Origin of the sequence: Leptotrichia sp. OH3620_COT-345 (assembly GCF_003932895.1) — a bacterium.
In the GTDB taxonomy this organism is placed as follows: domain Bacteria; phylum Fusobacteriota; class Fusobacteriia; order Fusobacteriales; family Leptotrichiaceae; genus Pseudoleptotrichia.
Genome location: NZ_RQYW01000006.1, coordinates 65,295 through 87,094, shown reverse-complemented (window position 1 = coordinate 87,094; position 21,800 = coordinate 65,295). Strand labels below are relative to the sequence as shown.

Annotated in this window: 23 protein-coding genes; 5 read left to right on the top strand and 18 right to left on the bottom strand. The window is 30.3% G+C overall.

Features of this window, described 5'->3' with window-relative positions:
- Positions 1-61 precede the first annotated feature (61 nt).
- Positions 62-205, bottom strand: a complete 144-nt coding sequence (locus EII29_RS12040) for a hypothetical protein (protein ID WP_158612473.1) — start codon at positions 203-205, stop codon at positions 62-64.
- 219 nt (positions 206-424) lie between these two features.
- Positions 425-1,192: a DeoR/GlpR family DNA-binding transcription regulator gene (locus EII29_RS05165; protein ID WP_125236475.1), complete on the bottom strand. Its 768-nt coding sequence runs from the start codon at positions 1,190-1,192 to the stop codon at positions 425-427.
- 199 nt (positions 1,193-1,391) lie between these two features.
- On the opposite strand from EII29_RS05165, the gene EII29_RS05160 reads away from it, so the two are divergent.
- The 3 genes from EII29_RS05160 (at position 1,392) to EII29_RS05150 (ending at position 6,216) form a co-directional block, all read left to right on the top strand.
- Positions 1,392-3,686 (top strand): formate C-acetyltransferase, encoded by a 2,295-nt coding sequence (locus EII29_RS05160; protein ID WP_125236474.1) that lies wholly within the window; start codon positions 1,392-1,394, stop codon positions 3,684-3,686.
- 108 nt (positions 3,687-3,794) lie between these two features.
- Positions 3,795-4,580: a glycyl-radical enzyme activating protein gene (locus EII29_RS05155; RefSeq protein WP_125236473.1), complete on the top strand. Its 786-nt coding sequence runs from the start codon at positions 3,795-3,797 to the stop codon at positions 4,578-4,580.
- A gap of 130 nt (positions 4,581-4,710) precedes the next feature.
- A complete protein-coding gene (locus tag EII29_RS05150) occupies positions 4,711-6,216 on the top strand; it encodes a YdiU family protein (protein ID WP_125236472.1) in 1,506 nt (501 codons plus the stop codon).
- Positions 6,217-6,490: 274 nt separating this feature from the next.
- Here EII29_RS05150 and EII29_RS05145 read toward each other — a convergent pair whose 3' ends face one another.
- The 9 genes from EII29_RS05145 to EII29_RS13030 all read right to left on the bottom strand — a co-directional run bounded on the left by EII29_RS05145 (position 6,491) and on the right by EII29_RS13030 (position 10,881).
- Entirely contained in the window at positions 6,491-7,423 is a 933-nt protein-coding gene (locus tag EII29_RS05145) for a dihydroorotate oxidase (protein WP_125236471.1), read from the bottom strand.
- A 15-nt stretch (positions 7,424-7,438) separates the two neighbouring features.
- A complete protein-coding gene (locus EII29_RS13035; protein WP_255411018.1) occupies positions 7,439-7,573 on the bottom strand; it encodes a hypothetical protein in 135 nt (44 codons plus the stop codon).
- Positions 7,574-7,974: 401 nt separating this feature from the next.
- On the bottom strand, positions 7,975-8,436 hold the full coding sequence (locus EII29_RS05140; RefSeq protein ID WP_125236470.1) for a GNAT family N-acetyltransferase: 462 nt from the start codon (positions 8,434-8,436) through the stop codon (positions 7,975-7,977).
- Positions 8,437-8,554: 118 nt separating this feature from the next.
- Complete coding sequence (locus EII29_RS05135; protein WP_125236469.1) at positions 8,555-9,022, bottom strand: low molecular weight protein-tyrosine-phosphatase; 468 nt, start codon at positions 9,020-9,022, stop codon at positions 8,555-8,557.
- A 210-nt stretch (positions 9,023-9,232) separates the two neighbouring features.
- Entirely contained in the window at positions 9,233-9,607 is a 375-nt protein-coding gene (locus EII29_RS05130; protein ID WP_125236468.1) for a hypothetical protein, read from the bottom strand.
- A gap of 27 nt (positions 9,608-9,634) precedes the next feature.
- Positions 9,635-9,934: a UPF0236 family transposase-like protein gene (locus tag EII29_RS05125; protein ID WP_125236467.1), complete on the bottom strand. Its 300-nt coding sequence runs from the start codon at positions 9,932-9,934 to the stop codon at positions 9,635-9,637.
- A 151-nt stretch (positions 9,935-10,085) separates the two neighbouring features.
- Positions 10,086-10,334 (bottom strand): hypothetical protein, encoded by a 249-nt coding sequence (locus EII29_RS05120; protein ID WP_125236466.1) that lies wholly within the window; start codon positions 10,332-10,334, stop codon positions 10,086-10,088.
- Between the two features lie 11 nt (positions 10,335-10,345).
- Positions 10,346-10,519, bottom strand: coding sequence for a hypothetical protein (locus EII29_RS12035; protein WP_158612471.1), 174 nt, complete (start codon positions 10,517-10,519; stop codon positions 10,346-10,348).
- 230 nt (positions 10,520-10,749) lie between these two features.
- A complete protein-coding gene (locus EII29_RS13030; protein WP_255411017.1) occupies positions 10,750-10,881 on the bottom strand; it encodes a hypothetical protein in 132 nt (43 codons plus the stop codon).
- Positions 10,882-11,130: 249 nt separating this feature from the next.
- On the opposite strand from EII29_RS13030, the gene EII29_RS05115 reads away from it, so the two are divergent.
- Complete coding sequence (locus tag EII29_RS05115) at positions 11,131-11,781, top strand: FMN-dependent NADH-azoreductase (RefSeq protein WP_125236465.1); 651 nt, start codon at positions 11,131-11,133, stop codon at positions 11,779-11,781.
- 300 nt (positions 11,782-12,081) lie between these two features.
- Here the strand turns inward: EII29_RS05115 and EII29_RS05110 are convergent, their stop codons facing one another.
- From EII29_RS05110 to EII29_RS05090, 5 genes are all read right to left on the bottom strand, one after another.
- Positions 12,082-12,810, bottom strand: coding sequence for a MipA/OmpV family protein (locus tag EII29_RS05110; RefSeq protein ID WP_125236464.1), 729 nt, complete (start codon positions 12,808-12,810; stop codon positions 12,082-12,084).
- Positions 12,811-12,872: 62 nt separating this feature from the next.
- Positions 12,873-13,601: an ABC transporter ATP-binding protein gene (locus tag EII29_RS05105; RefSeq protein WP_199726028.1), complete on the bottom strand. Its 729-nt coding sequence runs from the start codon at positions 13,599-13,601 to the stop codon at positions 12,873-12,875.
- A 73-nt stretch (positions 13,602-13,674) separates the two neighbouring features.
- Positions 13,675-16,098 (bottom strand): FtsX-like permease family protein, encoded by a 2,424-nt coding sequence (locus tag EII29_RS05100; RefSeq protein WP_158612470.1) that lies wholly within the window; start codon positions 16,096-16,098, stop codon positions 13,675-13,677.
- Positions 16,099-16,129: 31 nt separating this feature from the next.
- The gene (locus EII29_RS05095; RefSeq protein WP_125236462.1) at positions 16,130-17,407 is read right to left on the bottom strand and encodes an MFS transporter; all 1,278 of its coding nucleotides are present in this window, start codon (positions 17,405-17,407) and stop codon (positions 16,130-16,132) included.
- A 323-nt stretch (positions 17,408-17,730) separates the two neighbouring features.
- A complete protein-coding gene (locus tag EII29_RS05090) occupies positions 17,731-18,372 on the bottom strand; it encodes a TetR/AcrR family transcriptional regulator (protein WP_125236461.1) in 642 nt (213 codons plus the stop codon).
- Positions 18,373-18,761: 389 nt separating this feature from the next.
- Here EII29_RS05090 and EII29_RS05085 point away from each other — a divergent pair, with 389 nt between their 5' ends.
- Positions 18,762-19,451, top strand: a complete 690-nt coding sequence (locus EII29_RS05085; RefSeq protein WP_125236460.1) for a hypothetical protein — start codon at positions 18,762-18,764, stop codon at positions 19,449-19,451.
- A 34-nt stretch (positions 19,452-19,485) separates the two neighbouring features.
- Here EII29_RS05085 and EII29_RS05080 read toward each other — a convergent pair whose 3' ends face one another.
- On the bottom strand, positions 19,486-20,826 hold the full coding sequence (locus tag EII29_RS05080; protein ID WP_125236459.1) for a HAMP domain-containing sensor histidine kinase: 1,341 nt from the start codon (positions 20,824-20,826) through the stop codon (positions 19,486-19,488).
- The gene (locus EII29_RS05075) at positions 20,823-21,503 is read right to left on the bottom strand and encodes a response regulator transcription factor (protein ID WP_125236458.1); all 681 of its coding nucleotides are present in this window, start codon (positions 21,501-21,503) and stop codon (positions 20,823-20,825) included. Before EII29_RS05075 ends, EII29_RS05080 begins: the two co-directional genes overlap by 4 nt.
- Positions 21,504-21,800 lie beyond the last annotated feature (297 nt).

Genomic DNA, 21,800 nt, shown 5'->3' with positions numbered 1-21,800 from the left:
TAAAATCACTTACATTATAACCATTTTAACATTATAATTCAATCTTTCAAATGTTTTCGAACTATTTTATTATATATTCCGACATTGAAATCCCTTGTAATTTCTTCAGTCCAAAATTGAATTCTTTAAAGGAACTTACAAATATTTCTTCATCTGTAGATATGGATATGTTTATTAAAACTGTTCCGTTCGATGCATGGTTCATATTTACATTCTAAATAACGCTCCTATCGGCTTTTATACCTGCTCCCGATATATTAACAGGACATAAAGAAACTTAACAAAAATTCCGATAATTACTTTATTTATTTTTTTCTTTATCTTTTCTAATTTCCCTTCCACATTCAAGATATTTTTGAGGATTAAAAAATATTACAATTCATGACAGGAGTACAAGAACAGTAACGAAGCTTCGAGAAAAATCTTATATAATTTTAATTTTATATTTTTTCAGCTCTTTTATTCCCGAAATAGAAATATTATCATCAGTAATAATAGAATCGAATATTTTAAGATTTGAAAAATTATACTGCCCATCTTGATCTATTTTACTTTTTTCGGTAATAAGATATTTTATTTTACTTGTATTTATAATTGAAGATTTTGTAAGACCGTCTTCCTGATCATAAGTCGAAACATTTCCATTATATGTATTTACTCCTATTGCTCCTATAAAACAACGATCAATATTAAAACTGTTGATTTGGTTTATAGCTGCAATGCCCACAAAACCGTCTATAAAACTGTTACATGTTCCTCCAATACCGATAAGTTTTGTTTTCATATTAGAATTTAATGAAAAAAGATGCATAATATCAATCATATTTGTAATAATAGTGAGATTTAAGTTTTCTTTTATTATTTCCTGAGCTAAAATATAGTTTATTGAGGAAATGTCCAGAAATATATTTTCATTTTCATTGATTTCACTTAATGCCTTTAATGCTATTTTTCTTTTAATCTCTGTATTCTGGGATATTCTCGATGCAATTGTAATAGTTTTGGCAAATTGACGTTTTTTTACTGCCCCTCCGTAAGTTCTTTCAAGCAATCCCTGTTCTTCCAGTCTGCTTAAATCTTTTCTTATTAAATCTTTAGATACATTAAATGTTTTACTTAACTTATTTACTTCGACTTTTCCTTCTTTATCCATCATCTTCAGGATTTCATTTAAACGTTCTGATACAAACATAGAAAACTCCTTAATATTTAAATAGTAGTTATATAAAACATTATATATTAAACTCTTTTATTTATCAAATACAAAATACAAAACAATAAAAAACAATAAAAAACTTGACAAAAAAATAATATAGAGATAATATATTAATGAAATGGTTTTTAAAAAACCATATTGTTATTTAAGATAATATTGAACCGGAGGTTATATTATGAATGAAAGAATAGAATTTTTAAAAAAAGAACTGTTTAAAAATAAAAGGGAAATTTCCATAGAAAGAGCCGTTCTTTATACTGAAAGTCACAAAGAAACAATAAATGAACCTGAAATAATAAGAAGAGCCAGAGCCGTTGAAAAAATATTGAATAAAATGAAAATAAGTATAAGGGAAAAAGAACTGATAGCCGGGAATAGAACTGTAAATCCGAGGGCCGGAATAATTTCTCCTGAAATGGACCCTTACTGGATAATGAAAGAAATAGACACAATGGCAACAAGACCTCAAGATCGTTTTATATTTAAAGAAGAGGATAAAAAAATATTTATAGAAATGCTTTATCCTTATTGGGCGGGAAAATCTCTGAAAGATTCTTTAAACGGTGTAATTCCTGAACCTATAAAGAAAGCTGTCAATGAAAAAATAGTTAATCTGAATCAGACTGATAAGGGGCAAGGACATATTATTCCTGACTTCGAAACTGTACTCCGAAAAGGATACGGAAAGATAAAAAAGGAAATTAAAGAAAAGCTTCTGAAAAATCCTGAAAATGATTTTTTTAGAGCTTCAGACATTGTTCTGGAAGCAACTGTAAACCATATTAAAAGATACGGAAAATTAGCTCGAGAAATGGCGAAAAATGAAAAAGACCATACAAGAAAATCCGAACTGGAAATAATAGCCGAAACATCGAAAAAAATATCTACAGAACCTGCTGAAAATTTTTATGAAGCCTTACAACTGCTCTGGTATACAAGCATAGTCCTTCAGATGGAGTCCAATGCAAGCTCGATTTCTCTGGGAAGAATAGACCAGTATTTATACCCTTATTATAAAAACGATATTGAAAAAGGAGAAGAAATAAATAAACTGAAAGAATATCTTGAAGCATTTTATATAAAAACAAATGATGTAGTTTTACTTAGAAGTGAACACAGTGCAAAATTTTTTGCAGGATTTCCGTCAGGCTATACTGCCCTTTTAGGGGGGGTGACAATATACGGACGTTCTGCAGTAAATGACCTGTCATACTTGTGTTTGGATGCTTATCAGGACATAAGACTACCTCAACCTAACCTCGGTGTCAGAGTAAATGACATCGAACCAAAAAAATTTATAAAAAAAACATGTGAAACAATAGCTCTCGGAACGGGTATACCTCAATTATTTAACGATGAAGTTGTAATTCCTTCTTTCTTATCAAGGGGAGTATCATTAGAAGATGCAAGGGACTATTCTGTAGTAGGATGTGTCGAATTATCCATTCCGGGAAAAACATACGGATTACATGATATAGCTATGTTAAATATACTGAAAATAATGGAAAATGTAATTTATGACAATGAAAATACGGAAAATTTAAGTATAGAAAAAATTATCGAAGATATAAAAAATTCCATTTCCCATTATGTTGCCTTAATGGCGGAAGGAAGCAACATTGTGGACAAAGGACATAAAAAATATGCTCCTGTTCCCTTATTATCAACCCTTATAAAAGATTGTCAGGAAAACGGTAAAGATATAACTTCAGGAGGAGCAAGATATAATTTTTCAGGAGTTCAGGGAATAGGTCTACCTAATTTATGTGATTCATTGGCAGTAATAAAAAAGTTCATATTTGATAATAAAAAATATACATATAAAGAACTTGTAAAAATATTGAAAAATAACTACAAAGATAAATATGAAGAAATAAGAAACGAATTTATAAATGATGAATCCAAGTACGGAAATGACATTGACGAAGTAGACGGTATAAGTGCGGAAATATTAAGATATTACTGTAAGGAAGTGGAAAAATACTCAAATTCAAGAGGCGGAATGTTTATCCCCGGTTCTTACACAGTTTCTGCTCATATTCCTTTAGGCGAAGTTGTAGGAGCTACACCTGATGGAAGATACGCAGGAGAACAGTTGGCTGACGGAGGTCTGTCACCGATGTTCGGACGGGATATATTCGGTCCCACTGCTGTACTGAAAAGTTTAAGTAAACTGGATAATGTCCTTCTAACAAACGGCAGTCTGCTAAATGTCAAATTAAGTCCGGGAACATTGAAAACTGAGGAAGGTATGAATAAATTTGTAGATTTTATCTATGCTTATATGAAGCTGAAACTCACTCACATACAATTTAACGTAATAAACATAGAAACTCTGAGAAAAGCTCAGAAAGAACCTGAAAAATATGGAAATCTTGTAGTAAGAGTAGCAGGATACAGTGCATTTTTCAGTGAGCTTAACAAAAAAATACAGGACGATATTATCCACAGAACTGAACATCAGCTATAACAAATAATGAAAAAAGAGACTTCCGCAATAAAATCAAATAAGTAAATATCCGATATAAAACCAAATTCAATCTACTGTAAAAAGAAAAGAGGTGTATACTGTAATACTATGACTGGCAATGAAGAAAAAGGACTAATCTTCAATATACAGAGATATTCCTTAAATGACGGCGGAGGAATAAGAACGGTCGTATTTTTTAAAGGTTGTCCGTTAAGATGTCCATGGTGTTCAAATCCTGAATCTCAAAGCTTTCGACCAGAAAAAATGAAAAGCGGTATAAACGGGAAAATAACAACTACAGGTAAATGGTACACCGTAAATGAAATTGTCAAAGAAGTACTAAAAGATGAAGTATTTTTTAATGTTTCGGGAGGTGGAGTAACTTTATCGGGAGGGGAAATATTGGCTCAAGGAGAATTCGCCACAAAACTTTTAAGAGAGTTAAAGGACAATATGATAAATACTGCAATAGAAACATGCGGTTATGGAAAAACCGAAATATTGAAAAAAATGCTGGATTATACAGATACTGTTTTTTTTGATTTAAAAATAACTGATAACGAAAAATCAAAAGAAATAATAAAAGGAGATTTTACAACAATAAAAGAAAATTTTATTGAAGCAACAAAAAAAAACAAAGTTATTCCGAGGTTCCCTTATATTCCAAAATATACCGACAACATTCAGAATATAGATGAAATATTGAAAATTATTAGTGAATATGGTATAAAAGAAATCCATATTCTTCCCTATCATAATTACGGAATGTCAAAGTATGAAATGCTCGGAAGAAAATATGAATTGGAAAACATTGAAATTCCTGAAAAAGAAGAAATTGAAAAAATAAAAAAATATGTTGAAAATAGAGGTTTCAAAGTATTGATAGGAGGATAACAAATCTAAAATCTTTGTAATTTTATAAAACTCTATTTATTATTTTTCTTTAATTAAATATTTAATCGGGAAACATAAATAAAATTCAATTTTAAAATGGAAAAATTAAAAATAAAAGGGAGCTTCGTAAATGACTATAAACTTAAAAAATACATATTATAAAGAATTGCCTGATAAATTTTATACACAAGTAAATCCTATACCTTTTAAAAATCCGAAAATGATTCTTTTTAATGATAATTTAGCTGAAAATCTGGGATTTGATGAAAATGAAAGAGCTTTTTTTAAAAGCTCCTCAGGAGTTGAATTTTTTTCGGGAAATAAATTACCTGTCGGCTCGATTCCTATTGCTCAGGCTTATGCAGGACATCAATTCGGTCATTTTACAATGTTGGGTGACGGAAGGGCCTTACTTCTCGGAGAATTTACTTCCGAAGACGGGACATTATATGATATACAGTTAAAAGGCTCAGGAAAAACTCCATATTCACGAAATGGAGACGGAAAAGCCGTATTAGCTCCCATGCTAAGAGAATATATTATAAGTGAAGCCATGTTTTACCTCAATATTCCCACTACAAGAAGTCTGGCAGTAGTCACTACCGGAGAAACTGTATATAGGGGAATAGAAAAAATAGGAGCCGTTCTCACAAGAACGGCAAAAGGGCATATAAGAACAGGAACATTTGAATACGCCTATAAATACTGTAATTTAAAAGATTTGAAAATATTAACCGATTACACTATAAACAGATTTTTTCCTCATTTAGAAAAAATTGAAGGAAATATAAAATATATACTTTTTATTGAAGAAGTTATAAAATTACAGGCAAAATTAATCTCTCAATGGGATTTAACAGGATTTGTACACGGAGTAATGAATACGGATAATATGTCCGTTTGTGGAGAAACAATAGATTACGGACCTTGTGCATTTATGGATATATACCATCCTGCGACCGTTTTCAGCTCCATTGATATTTATGGAAGATATTCATATGAAAATCAGTCCCGTATAGGATTGTGGAATCTAACTGTTTTTGCTGAATGTATTCTGCCTATTTTCAATTATACTTATAACAGTCATCAAAATTCTTTGAATTATGAAAAAGCAATAATTTTAGTTAAGGAAAAACTTTCAGAGTTTAATATTTTATATAATAAATACAAGCTTTCAAGTATGAGAAAAAAGTTAGGACTGTTTAACGAGAATGAAAATGATGAAAAACTTTACAAAGATTTGCTGAATATTATGGAAAAATATAAAGCTGACTATACAAATACTTTTGTCGGATTAACTACAGAAAATTTCGGAGAAAAAATTAAATATAATTTTCTCTTTTTCAATTCTCAGGACTTCAAAAATTGGAAACACCAATGGGAATTAAGAAAAAAGCAACAGGAAAATTCTAAAAAAGAATCTATAAATCTGATGAAAAAACATAATCCTATCGTAATTCCCAGAAATCACATTGTTGAAGAAGCACTGTTTGATGCTGAAAATGGCAATTTTGAAACAATAAAAAGTCTTCTGGATATTCTTTCCACTCCTTATAATTATAATAGGAAATTATCGGAAAAATATACAGAGCCGTTAATAAGCCGTATTCCTTATCAAACTTACTGTGGAACATAGCACATCAATATTTTAAATCAGTATCTTTTGAAGTTTTAAAAAACAGAAAACTATACTGTTCAGGAAAACAGCTATCCAAAATATTTAGTTTGCTGTTTTCCCATACATAATAAATATTTTTACAGCTTTAAAAAATTTTGCAGTTGACAGCCGAAATATGAGAATGGTAATAAAACCTTATAAAAATATATTTTTCATTAAAATAATTTAAACATTGAGAACTTCACTTAATTTTTATAATTACAGTTTAATTAAACTTTTATCTAAAATTACTTTATATCATTTTCAATTTCCCCCTGAAATCTTCTATTGTTTTATAACCCTTTTCATTCATTATACTTTCCAACTCTTCATTTAAGCGTTTAAAAATTTCAGGCCCTTCCTTCTGGAGAGCAGTTCCTACCTGAACCATGGAAGCCCCGCATAAAATATGCTCGAAAGCATCTTTTCCATTTAAAACTCCTCCTGTTCCTATAATCCGTATAGATGAATTTAATCTTTGATAAAAAGCATGAACATTGGCTAATGCCGTAGGTTTGATATATTCTCCGCCTATTCCTCCGAATCCGTTTTTCGGTTTAATAACAGTATATTCATCTTTAATTATCAAACCGTTTCCGATACTATTTACGCAGTTTACAAAAAACAAAGGAAATTTATTGAAAATTTTTGCAGCCTGATCAAAGTGAACAATATCAAAATACGGAGGTAATTTTGCTCCTAACGGCTTTTTAAAATATTCAAATATTTCCGATAAAAGAATTTCGGTTGTTTCAAAATCATAGGCGATTTGAGGTTTTCCGGGCAAATTAGGGCAAGACAGATTTAATTCTATCGGACCTTTAAAACTGCTTTCCTGAACTTTTTTAAGTAATATATGAGTTTCTTCAGGGGACATACCTACAAGAGAAAGGAAAAAAGAACGTTCGGGCATTGTTTCTTGTAATTCGATAAGATACTCCAAATAATAATCAATTCCGAGATTAGGCAATCCCATAGAATTAATACTTCCTAATTCAGTATCATAATAACGTGGAAGAGGGTTCCCTTCACGTTTATTCAATGTGGCAGTTTTCGTTACAAAAGTTCCCGCTTCGGAATTAATTACCTTTTCCAATTCACTACGGTCATAGCAGTAAACCCCTGCTGCATTCATAAAACAGCTTTTAAATTCATAATTTCCAATATGTGTATGTGTAGTTGCCATAAAACCTCCTATATTTTATTTATCAAAATCATGTATAACAAGTTCACTAAAATAAAAGTTTTCAATTTTATCTTTTAGAATTATTCCTATATCCATAAATCTTATATTTTCATAAAATTTTTCTGTATTTCTATTTTCTCTCACAATCATAAGAAAGATTGGGATATATCTTCCTTCTTTATTTTATTTCTTCAAGAATTTTTTTCATAAATATTTCTTCTGTTTTCTATCTATATATATGAGTACGTTAGTAGCATAAATTTCTCCATTTTCAGGATATTTTTTATCTTTACTTTTTCCGAAAATATCTCCCGCAATTTTTCCATTTATTTCAGCAACAAAAGAGATACTTCTTTATATTTAACAGTCTTAATAACCATATTACAAAATCCTTTGAACTGAAAATTTCGTGATAAATCATCAGAAAATCTATCGATAAACATATCCCTAAATATTTTTTTCCAAGTTTCGGCATGAATAAAACTCATTTTTTCAATATCTTCAAGTACAGACTTGTTTTTAATAAATATTCATAAAATTACTTACCCCAATTATTCTAATAAAGATGAATACTCCATCAGAGTAATAAAAAAACCTTTTTCTATTTCAATCTCATTTTTTTCTTCAAATCCATATTTTCTATAAAGATTTTTTGCAGGAACATTTTTTGAACCCGTGGAGACAACAACTTTTGAATTTTTAACTATATCTGCCATCATATACCTTAAAAGACTTCCGGCAACTCCATTTCTGAAAAAATCCGGATCAACAGTCATTTTACATATTTCAAAAAAATTCCCTTTATATTCATAGGAGAGAAAACCTGCAACAGTACTGTTAATTTCATATCCTAAATAAATTTCATTTGAATTTATAATAGTTTCAACAGTATCATTCAATGCAGGTATTTCATAAAATTTTATTATTTCAGATTCTATCTTATATGCCGCAGTTTGGATTTCAAGAATCCTTTCAGCTCTAACTCTGTCTTTATTGTTTAATTTTACTATCATACATTTATATATTCCTTTTTGAGTTGAATTTTAAAAGATTTTATATTTTCTTCGATTCATTTTGAATAATTGGTATACATTCTAACTCATATCGGAACAAGTATCAGATATTTTTATATTATTTCATACTGAAATCATACTTTTTTATGAAAAGAAGTAATGCTTCACATCCTTTTGTCACATCTTCGTAAGTCTTATCAAAATCTCCCGTATAATAAGGATCTTCAATATCACGGACTTCCCCTGCATATTCCAGCAAACGATTAACTCTTGAAACAACACGTTTTCCGATAAAATTCCTTATATTCATTATATTGCTCTCATCCATTCCGATTATATAATCGGAAGAAAGATCATCATCATTTAATACACGTGAATACATTCCTGAAGTACTTATGCCTTCTTTTGCAAGACGTTTTCGTGTACCCCTGTGAACAGGATTCCCTTGCTCCCACGAACTTGTGGCCGCTGAATCTATTTGAATCTGTCTTGTCAGCCCTTCATCTTCAACCATTTTTCTGAAAACCGCTTCTGCCATGGGAGAACGACATATATTTCCCAGACATACAAATAATACTTTTACCATATTTCTTTCTCCTTTCCTGAAAAAATATTTCCGGTTATTACTGTTGAAACCCTTTTATTTTTTTACTTTAGCAGAAATTAATTTAAAATATTATAACACAAAAAAAGAAAAGTTTTCAATGTAAAAAAAACAACAGAGTAAAATGTTTAAGGGCAGTAAAAGGTTAGAAGTTTTTTAACCTTCACTGTCATTTTTTTTAAATATATTACTCTAGATCAATTTGTTATGGGATATTCCATAAAGTACATCCCCTATATAGCTGTTAGTCTGGTTCAGGTACGGTATGTTTGTCCTTCTCTCATTTTCAATATATTTTAAATCGTAATTAACGCTTATTACTTCCTCTATTTTATCCACTTTACTATTACCAAAATATAGCTCTTTTGTCTTCTCATAATCATGACCATAGTTAAGCATAAATGAAAGATACATTGCCCTCACAAGAAGCCTCTTCTTTGAGAATGCCTTCGGCCTGCTTGAAAGATACCTTGAACATTGGAATACAAGTCCTTCAGTTCTTGAGCCTTCATATAAAGGGATTGTAAATATATTCCTTATCATTTCATATTTATTAACTATTGTCATAAATGTCCTGTTTTTCTGTCTGTTACTCTATATTAACAGACTGCTACACTTATTGAACTTCTCTATATCACCTTCATTCAAAAAATTATACAATTTATAGTAAATTTCACTGTTATTTCCTGATAATGTCCTAAGGAGACTGTTCAGATGGAACCCGTCATATATATAAATAACATTGTAGGACTTTAGGTTATTTGTCAGACTTTCTATCCACTTTGCACCATCTGAATTGAGTATCAGCCTCTTCCTATCCATGTCATACATCCTAGAGAGATAGTTCATTATGTATTCTGCTACACAGTCTATCTCATATGATGTAAGGAACATTAGTGTATGCTTGTCAATCAACTTTTTTCTATTCCTTCATTCATCCTCAGTACCAAGATGTATTGTAACAACTCTCATATATGTAAACTTTTCCTTCCTGCACTTTATATGGTCCTCATCTGCTCCTATATATACCGCATGGCAGTTATTGTCATCTATATATTTCAATATCTATTTCAGGCATCTTAAACCTATATATGGGGTTAAATACAGTCTGTCTTGAAATACCATACTTTCTTGAGAGAGCTGTGGCAGAAGTATGAAAGTATTCCAACAGAAGCTTAAAGATAAATTCTCTTGAAAGCCTGGCATATCTTTCAATGCCTGCCTCCGAGTCAATATAGAAGTTCTTCTTTATATACCTTCTTCTTCTAACGGTTATATATCCAAGCTGAGTCATAAGACTTCTTTCTACAAATCCCTTGCTTTTAAAGTTCTTCTTTCCGAATCTAATTCAAAGAAGCTGTTGTCAGCATTGGAAACTATATTCTGAAAGTATTCTTCATACTTTTTCTTTAGGGAGATATTAAAGTTATGTTCAAAGTTATTATTTATATTATGGTTATTTTCTGCTATTATATTCATGAAGAGAATCCTTTCGTTTGGCGACTATATTGTAAAGGGGCTCTTCTTTTTTTGCAAGCACTTTTTCTTAAATTTCTTCTATCTTTTTTTACTGCCTCTAAATATTTTACTCTGTCCTGACAAAGATAATTTTTTTGATTTGGGCCTTTTTGTCAAGCAAAGTGCAACAGAATTTATGTAAGAATTAAATTCCAGAAGTTATTTTAATTATTAATTAAGATAACTTCTTTTTAGTTAATATTCCTGTTACTTCTATTACATTCATTGTGAACTTCACTAGGCTTACTGAATCCTAATATCTTTCTAGGTCTGTTATTAAGACATTCTTCTATTTTCTTAAACTTCTTTTTCAAGCCTTTCATACTCTTCCCCTTAGGAAGAAATTCTCTTAGCAGTCCGTTAGTATTTTCATTCGTTCCACATTCATATTATGAATATGGATAGTGTACTTTAAGTGTTGTACTTCATTATACAATACACCTTCAAAAATTTTCTCTAATTTTACGTTGATTTAATTTTTTTATGTTATAATTTATTAATTATTATCTATTCTAGCTAGTAACATAAATTGATTGCAATAGAAATAAAATTTTAAAAATCAAGGAGAAAAAATGAAAACATTACTAATTAATTCACATCCAGATTTTAATGGTAAGGAACGATTTTCAAATAAATTACAGAAAAATTTTTTTGAAAAATTTAATAAAAAATTTGATAAAAATGAACTTACTATAGTCAATCTATATGATATGGATGTTCCAAAGATAGAAATGAATGGATTATTGGGAATATGGGAAAAACAAATGAATGGTAAAGAGCTTTTAGAAAACGAAAAAACGATAATTGAGAAATCACAAAAAATATTATTACAATTTAAAGAACATCATCGTATAGTAATAGCTACACCGCTACATAACTTTAATATAACTTCAAAATTGAAAGATTATATAGATAATATTTTACTTCCAAATGAAACTTTCAAATATACAGAAACCGGTTCAGTAGGTCTCATGACAGATAATTATAAAATATTACTGCTCCAGGCAAGTGGAAGTATATTTACAAATAATGATAGATACACACCAATGGAATTTACACATTATTATTTAAAATCTTTATTTGAAGAATTTATGGGATTTGATAAATTTTATATAGTAAGGGCGGAAGGTACACCTTTATTGCCGGCTGATGAAGTATTAAATTCAGCAAAAAATGATTTAGATACTGTATTTGATGATTTTTATTCTATAGAAAATAAATAATACATAAGACAATTATTATATTTTAGAAGATGAAGTACTTATAGATCCGGAGGTAAACTTCTTAAACTAACTATCAACTAGATTTTTCAAGAGAAATAAGATTCTCTAATTTTTTTACAATTGTCCTTTTCAAAAAATTTAAAAAAATTGCACTAAAAAATTAGAGAGTTTAATTTGAACAGAAAATATGGGCTGAACTCAAAATTTTAATTATTTTGAGACAGTCCCATTTTTATAAATTTGTCATTAATAATATTTTTTGATTTTTCTCCATTTTACCAATGATATTAAAGTTCCCCCTTAAAAGTTATATTTTACTCCAAGTCCTCCTCTAATTTCGTTTTTATCCTTTATAATCGGAGATTTGTGTACTTCCTTTGAAAATCTTTCCACTGAAAAAAATCCTACAGCTGAAAATTTTTCTGTAATCTTATTCTCTATTCCCACCTGTAATCCATAGGAATGAGAACTTTTAGAAAAATAGGTTTTTTGCAATTTTCCCCCTAGGTCATCTTCATGTACTCCAAAGTAATAATCAGTATATTTTTTATTATATATATTGTATTTTATTCCTGTTAAAACTGCCATTTTTTCAGTTACAGGGATAATATAGTTTACACCTGCCCCTCCTTTTGCCCCTTTTTTTCCTCCTTGTGCAAAAATATATCCTTCAACAGGACCCGTCCTATAACTTAATTTTCCACCATAAGCCATTTGGGTCTTACGTTTTTTATATGTTTTGTATCCCTCTTTCAAGTCTTCTCCCTTTACAAGATTTCCATCCATAAAGTTTGTATATGCCTTTATAGATAGGTTTTCTCCCACGTCAAATTTTAATCCTGCCTCTGTATTGTCCATATAAAGGTTTTTATAGGAAAGATTCAAGAAGGGAATAACACCTCCCTTGTTTTTTTCCTGATATATTCCATTTGAATAAAACCCACTCGCCCCTATTTCTGCTTTAAATTCCTTTTCTGCCGTAAATGATAACGCCGAAACTAATAAACCTAATATAAAAATTTTTTTCATAAAATACCTCTTTCTATAATTTTTTTATTTTTTTCAAAAACTGTCTAAACTCTAAACTGCTGCTAAATTTCTATTTCATTCATCATATCCCTCACCCTCCTTTGCCTCTGTGCCATATCCTCACCCTTTAGTACTAATTCCGAGTATATTCTCCCGTCCTTCATAAACACCACTTTATCCGCCTTTGCAGCTACTCCTGAATCATGGGTAACCACGAGTATTGAAGTACCTTCTTTATGTATATTTGTAAATATATCCATTATTTCCTCTGTTGCCTTGGAATTTAAGGCCCCTGTCGGTTCGTCTGCAAAAATAATTGCAGGTTTGTTGATTAAGGCCCTGCATATGGCTGACCTTTGAAGCTGACCTCCGGAAACATTTCTTATATCCCTTTCGGCAATTTCCAAAATCCCTGTTTTTTCCATCAGCATTTTACATCTTTTCTTTATATTTTCCTTTTTTTCCTTTTTTAAATATATTGCAGGAAACATAATATTTTCCTCCACTGAAAGGTTTTTTAAAAAATTTTCCCTTTGAAATATAAATCCCATATATTCCAGACGAAGCCCTTCAATATCCTTTTCTGACAGTTTACATATATTTTTACCATTAAAATCAATTTTCCCCGAAGTGACATTGTCCATACCGCTTATACAATAAAGAAAGGTTGATTTTCCACATCCCGACGGTCCCATAACTGCAACAAATTCCCCCTTTTCCATTTGGAAATCTATATCTGATAAAATCTTATTTCCATCTATTTCCTTACAAATTTTTTCTGTTTTTATCATTTTTTATATGATTATCATGGAAAATCCCATGACATCACATACTCCCTTCTATAATTTTTTCTTATTTATTTTTTTATTCGTTTACATAGTCTATAATATTAATTTTCGTAATTCCCTTGCATAAAATAAACACTGTCAATGTCAGACTGAATAGAAAAAATTCCGGAATTATAATGTATTCCATAAATGAAGGAGGTGTAAAGGTTATTTTGCTAATTCCAAGATTACCCATAACAAATAGGAAACTTAGCACCTTATCTCCAAAGACATTTAAAAATACAAATCCCATTATCATTCCTGCCGATGCCATAATTACCGTTGGATAATATTCCTGAAGATTTATATCTCTCCTAGAAATTCCCAACGTTTTTTTTGTTGCAAACTCCTTTCCCCTTCTTACAATCTGAAGCTTCATAAATAGTGCCGTAATAAGCACTGTCAGTAACACTCCTGTTGCCAAGGTATAAAAGGATGCGTACTGTATCCTTTCTGCCACCCCTCCTATCGTCTGACCTGTAAACTCCTCCATACTTTCAAGGGTATAGCCTGTCCCTAGTTCCTTTCTCCATTGATCTGTTTCCTTTTTTACCCTGTCCAATGATTTTTTACTGGCATTTTTGTTATTTATGTAAAATATATACTTCTGGGTAGGGATGTTTTTAAAATCATACAGCATTTTGGCAGTCTTTCCTCCACTTGTAATATCCTGATATATTCCGCTTACTAAAAAATCTTTTTCCCCCTCTTCAGAAATAATGGTTATTTTCTCTCCGACTGCTTTTCCCATGTCTTCAGCTGTCAATAGGGATAGGGCTATTTCATTTTCCTTTTTAGCTCTTTTCCCCTTTAAAAATCTTAATCCCTCACCTGCATGTTTTCCTATGTCTGTGTAAATTCCCATTGTTTTCCCTTCTCTTGAAATACCTTGTAACCTTACCCTTCTTAAAATACTGTATTGTATATCCCCGTTATTTCCATCATTATTTTGAAGCTCCTTTTTATTTTTGAGAAATTTTTCCAGATTTTCCCTTCTTGTTTCAATGTCCTCCCCCTGTTGGATCTCCAATAGATAATCGGATACAGGAACCCCCATATATGTTACAAACTCCCTATTTCCCAATGTGCTTGCAGTCCGAAAGGGTAACATCACAAAAAACATTGTAATCATTGACAGCCAAAGTATAATTCCATAGCCCTTCTTTATTTTCCTTATGGATACTGCAGCATTTGCCGAAAGGGGAAAGGAAAATATATTTTTATAAATACTTGGAAATAATTTTTTTCTATGTTCCTCTTTTTTAGCATTGTCTTTTAATTTTCTTTCCTTTAAAAATCCCTTTCCCCTCACAAGCAGATCCACAACTGTAACTTTTCCTATCCTTTTCATTATTCTCTTTGAAAACAGTATAATAAACATATATATTCCGACACATATTAGAAATCCTCCCATATACCGGATTATATTTTTATCCATTTTTCCAAAGGTACGGCTCATATGTCCCGTCATCTGAGGTACCAGCAAAAGGGCTGCAAAAAATCCAACTATTCCCCCGGATGCTGCCAAAATTTTTATTTTTAACATATAAAGTTCAGATATTCCCTTTGAAGATATTCCTAAAGCCTTCATTGTCCCTATTTCCTTAAAATCATTTTCCAAATCAGACAGAATAATATATCGTAAACATATTAGGGATATGGTCGTCAGCAGGAATCCTGTTATAAGAAATACAATGGCTGTCATAATATCCGTCATGGCACTTATAAGAAATATTGCCACATATGTTACCGCCTGACCATTTTTAGGAAGATTTAGCACACTTTGCTCATATGCCGTCTGGTACGCCGATGCCATTGATGTTTTCTTAAAATAGGTTTCTATTATATATTCCTTTTCCGCTTCCCCGGAAAATAATTGGGAAAAATCCTCGTCACTTATTAGAAATCTGGTGGATGAAACCATCGTTGAGTTCATTTGGGCATCATATATAAATTTAGACACCGTAAATTCCCTTCTCATTCCCCCTGTATTGATTATTATTACATCCCCTATATCTATGGAAAATTTATCAAGAAGAATAACGGGAACTCCGATTTCCCCTTTATTTATAACCACCCTCTGTCTATTTTTATCCAAAAGCAGGTCATGGCTTTCATTTTGTTTTACCAGACTTATACCCATTCTGCTTTCCTCAAGGATAAACTCTTTTTCAAACCCTTCTTTACTATTTTTCACCTTGTTTTTTTGGACTGTAATTTCATTTCCTGATATATTTATTAACGGAACTGTCTGCCAGTATACCGCATCAGGATAGGATTTATTAAACTTATCAATATTATCCTGATTTATTTCCCCCTTGTGCATCTGAAGAAAATGGGGCGGTTTTGCCACATCATACATTCCGGAAATTGTGGAAAAAAGTTGTGAAACTGTCAGAAATACAGTTGCACCAATTGTTACAGATAAAGTTATAAATAAAAACAATATTATATTATTCATGTAATTTTTCTCAAAATCCTTTTTTAATAGCCTAAGATACATTTCCCACCTTTTCCTTTCCCAGTTCCAGCCCTTTTATGGCTTTATTTTTTCCTATTATTATAAACATTAAAACCATTCCAATTCCTGAAAACATTAACATAAGACCTATCCCTCCCCTATTTCCATATCCTATAAAACCTCCTATACTATCTGTAAGTATTCCCTTTGACATAAGAGGCTCAAATACCATATCCACCAGTATTCCAGATACCGCAAAGGCTATCACCATTCCTATCTGGGTTATAAATCCTATTACCCCCCATACCCTTCCCTGCACCTCGTCAGAGACATTTAACCTCACAAGCACGTCTGCACATGTATTTATAAAGGGAAGCGTGATAAAAAAAAGAAATATAAATATTCCTGTAATAATAAGGTCAAAGTACATTCCTGTAAAGGACATGAATATTCCCGAAATAACACCGGCAACAGATAATGCCCTTACATATTTCCCCTTTAAACCTCTTACTCCTATCCACAAACTTCCAAAAAGCATTCCGACTGCACATACGGATTCCATAAATCCCGCCGTCTTTACAGTACTCACAGAAAGGATAAGAGGTCTTAGAAGAACCTGAACTATCCCTATTAAAAAACATACAAAGAACATGGTAACCACCATAGAAAATATCCCTCTATTTTCGGTTATTTCAGAAAAACCTTCCTTCATTTGGAGAATAAAGGAACTTTTTTTTACCCTTTTTCCTTTATTCACATATTTTCTTACTGAAAAAATTATAAAAGAAGTAATTATAAAAGTCATTATATCCAGTATGAGTATCGCCTTCATTCCCCAGAAGGAAAGAATTACCCCTCCAAGTGCAGGCGAAATAAGGTATTTGGCATTTCCTGCCATCTGAATCATTCCACTTGCCCTATCATATTCCTCTTCGGAAAGTACATCAGTAACAGTCGCCTTATAGGAAGGCTCCAAAATCCCTGTAAATAATGAACTAAAAACTGTCCCTGCAAAAATTGGAATAAGACTTTTGTTTCCGATATTTATATTCCATAATATATATAATAAGCCAAGCCCTGAAAACAGATCCCCTATAATCATCATCATTCGTCTGTCGTACCTGTCGGCAAGGGCTCCCCCCACAGGACTTAATATTATCCCCGGCATATAGGCTAAAAGTGTAATAAGGGATACATAAGTTACACTTTTCGTTCTCTCATATATGTACACAGAAAGAGCAAAGGCTGTCATACCGCTCCCTATATTTGAAATAAGCTCCCCTGTCCATAGTTTTAAAAATTGTTTCATTATTTCCTCTTTTCCTTTAGATTTTTTATAGATTAAACAGTGGAATTTTTCAATAATATAATTGGGTTTCCACTTTTATTTTATCTACTTTGTTTTTATTCTAACTTTCTTTAGATTTTTTTCTTGTTTTATCATCTTTAATTTTTATAGACTGACTGACGGTCAATAAAAATGGAAAAAATATATAAATGTTTCATAAACCCTAAAGGACACTCTATAACTTCCCTTTGTCTTCAAAAAATCCGTTTTTAAAACATTTTCTTAAAATTTATTCACTTCTGTATTTGTATTTTTTTAACCTGTTCTATTTTATAAATTTTATATTATACCTTTTCTATACGCCTTAAAAATTCCCCTTCTTTAGTATCCAGCATTTTTTCCAGAAGGGATATCATTCCCTTTATAAATTTTTCCTCTTCAAGGTCATCCACATCAAAGATACCTTTATCTGTTAATGTTATTGCCGATGCAAGGAAAATCTGCATATACTGTTTTGGATACAGGCAGGAAAATACTTTTTCCCTTATCCCTTCTTCAACTGCCTTGACTAAAATGGGAGTAAGAGTTTCTATTGCTGATGACAAGGATTTTTGATGCATAAGTGCATTTTCCGGTTTATGCATGTCTGAAATAAGTTTATCTCCAATTTCCTCTTCTATATTCATGGAAAAGAATATCCCAATCAGCTTATCCTGCGGCTCAAGGGAGGAATCATCCGCTATTTTTTCCGCCTTTTTTCTTATTTTTTCCGTAAACTTTTCAATTACGGCATCCAATACCTCCTCTTTCGTTTTAAAATAATGGTAAAAAGTCCCTTTTGCAATTCCAACCTCTGATATTATTTCATTTACACTGCATCTTTCATACCCCTTTTGAATAAACATCCTTGCAGCGGTATCCGTTATTTCCCTTTTTCTTTCTTCATACTCCTTTACTACACGTGTTTTTCTGTTGCCGTTACTCATTTTATCTCCTTTTAAGCTATTATTATATTTATACCGACCAACGGTCTATATGTAGTATACAACATTTCATAAGGGATGTCAAATATTATTTTAAAATCACTTTTATTTTCTTATTTTCCCTCTATTTACAACACAATTTCTTCTACAAAATTCTTTTTTAAGGATATAAATTTTTTTAATAATTATATATTGATTAAAGTATAAAAAACAATTGGAAAAAATTGTTTGATATAGTATAATTCTCACATTGCAGCTTAAAAGAATATAATCTAAAAATCAATGAATCTTTAATGTGTAATTTTGAAACAAAGTGTTCCGTATTAATCTTGCATAACAACTTTATCATATAAAAATTTATAAATGATACTATTAAAAGGAGTGCAAACGAAATGAAAAATATTATTATAAAAGAGATAATAAAATTTATTTTATTTGAAACTACAGTTATTTTAACAGCTCTTTTTTTAGGATTTCTATTAACGGAAATAGAAAGTAAAAAAGCAGATATAAGAAAAACCGAACTCATTCTTGAAAATAAATACACTCTGAAATTAGAAATAAATGGAAAAGCTCAATTATCGGGAGGAATAAACGGACTTTACGGAGAAATCGGCGAAGAAGAAGCGGAAAAAATTTATAAGAACGAAGAAAAATACAGAAAATTTATGGAAAATCTCTATATTGTAAAACTCGGAACAGAAATTAAAAATAAAAGAAGAAATCCCGATTATATAGGATATATTGAAAAAGATAATATTAATTTTGATGACAGTGACGATATAAAAAAAGTGAAGGAAATTAAAAACCGATATAAAGGAGGATATTTTTACTCGAGTGATGCTGATAATGAAATAAAATTCGGAGTCAGCGAAAATGAAATGAAAAAAAAATACGGAAATCTTATTGAAAAAATGAAAAATCCTGAAGAAATAATAAATAAATACGGTATTAAACCAAACGGCTTCGATATAAATGAAAAACGAATTTTTTTTCTAAAAAGAATATTCTTGATTTGGCTACTACTGAATATAACAGCACTGCTATTTTTAAAAATTCTCAAAACAAAAAATAATAAATAAAAAACAGAAAAAAATACAATCAGGAATATAACAACTATCCCTGATTTAAAAGAGAAAAAATTATAGTAAATTTTGTCCCTTTATTTTCTTCACTGTCTACTTTAATAGATGCATTATGAAGTTCCACTATTTTTGAAACTAATGAAAGACCCAATCCGAATCCCTGATTAATTTCCTTATTTCTTGAGATGTTTATCTGGTAAAATCTGTTCCAGATAGCATCTTTTTCTTTTTCAGGAATTCCTATTCCATTGTCTATAACTTCTAAAATACATTTTTTCTCTTCGGCATACAAATTTATATTTATTTTATTTTCGGTAAATTTCATTGCATTGTTTAACAAATTGTCAAAAAGCCTTTCAATCATTACTTTTTCCCCATAAATAAATAAATTAGGCTGAATATATGTATTTATTTTAATACTTCTTTCAATTAATAAATTTTTGTAATCTTCCATTATTTTTTCTATTATATTTGAAATATTTATTTTTTCCAATATTATCTTATCTTTTCTTTCTATTTTCGACAACTCCATAATTTGATTTATAAGTTCTGACATTCTTTTTGACTGACGTTCTATCACTTCAAAGGATTCCCTCGCTTCTTCCATATTATCTGCAAATTGAAGAGAATACTGACTTTCTGTCAATATTACACTTACAGGAGTTCTAAGCTCATGAGAAACATCCGAACTGAATTTTTTTTCATGTAAATAAAAATTCTCCAGAGAATTCAGCATACTGTTAAAAGTTTCTGCCATTTTATGTACTTCATCTTTTCCTTCGCCTAACTCTATTCTTTTGGAAAAATTTCCGCTTTTCTGAATTTCCAGAGCAGTATCGGATATTTTTTCTATAGGTTTTAAAAAACTTTTTATTATTTTATACCCGCCATATATTATTATTATTAAAAGTAAAGGAGTTAAAATAAGAATAATAAGAGAGAGAAGGCTTGTTTCCTGAGTTATTTTACTTACAGGGATTACCCCTCTGATCCATTCATCTTCATAAATTTTCATATCATAATAATAGAATTTCCCGTTTTTACTGTTATAAGAACTTAAACTGCTTTCCTTTAAGGGAAGCCTTTCATCAAATCCATGAATAAAATTCCCTGCTGTTATTTCTCCGGTATCATCATATTTTAAAAAGAAAATTCCGTCGTCAAATTCTTCAAACTCATCAGGATCAGAAATTATTTCATTTACCGCTTTTATGAGCTCCCTCTTATTCGTATCTCCCGTTATTTTGTCAGTAATGAAAAAAGACATCAGCAGCATTGCCGATATTAAGATTATAACAAAGGAAGTATACCATAAAGTTATTTTCATTGTTATCGACATATTGTTAAAATTTCTCTTTATTTTATTTATCATTGATTTTCATCCTCTTTAATCACATATCCGAGACCTCTTTTAGTCTGTATAACGGATTTCCCATTCTCAGTATCTATCTTTTTACGTATATTTTTTATTAAAACATCTATTATATTCGATTCTCCCTCATAGCCGTAATCCCAAACGTGTTCCTTTATCTGCTCCCTACTTAAAATCCTGTTTTTACTTTGAATAAGGTATTCAAAAACTTCATATTCTTTTCCTGTCAATTCGACTTCTTTCCCTGCTTTTAAAATCTTTTTTTTTGAAATATCCAGTTCTATATCACCGATAGTTATTATATTTGAAATATTCCCGTATTTCCTTCTCACAACAGCCCTTATTCTAGCTAAAAGCTCATTAAAATCAAACGGCTTGACTAAATAATCATCAGCTCCCGAATCGAGTCCTTTAACCTTATCTTCTCCTGAATCTCTTGCTGTCAGCATTAAAACAGGAGTACCGTTATTTATATTTCTTAATTTTTTCACTACTTCAAAACCGCTCATTTTAGGAAGCATAATATCTAAAACAATAAGATCATATTCACTGTATGTTAAAAATTCAAGAGCTTCTTCTCCGTCAAAGACACTGTCTACACTATAATTATTCTTTTTCAGATATTTTGTTATTATATTGTTCAGGTCTTTCTCATCCTCAACTAATAAAATCTTCATTTTACTCTCCTTCTTTTCATTTCTTTATTAATCATAATATTTAATTATAGCTTATATTAAAAATAATATAAATAACTTTTTATAATTATTTTTTCATTATCTCGTATAAAAAACATTTATAAATCAAAGAACAAAAACTTCATAAACTTTTTTGAATTTAATTCCAATTAGTTTGTACAGCCTGTAAATAATTTTATGAGTATTATTAAAAAAATTGAGGATTGCCTTAATAAAATAAAAATCATTTTCGAACTACAAATCATATATTTTTTCTTAAAAATTATAAACTAGTGTTAT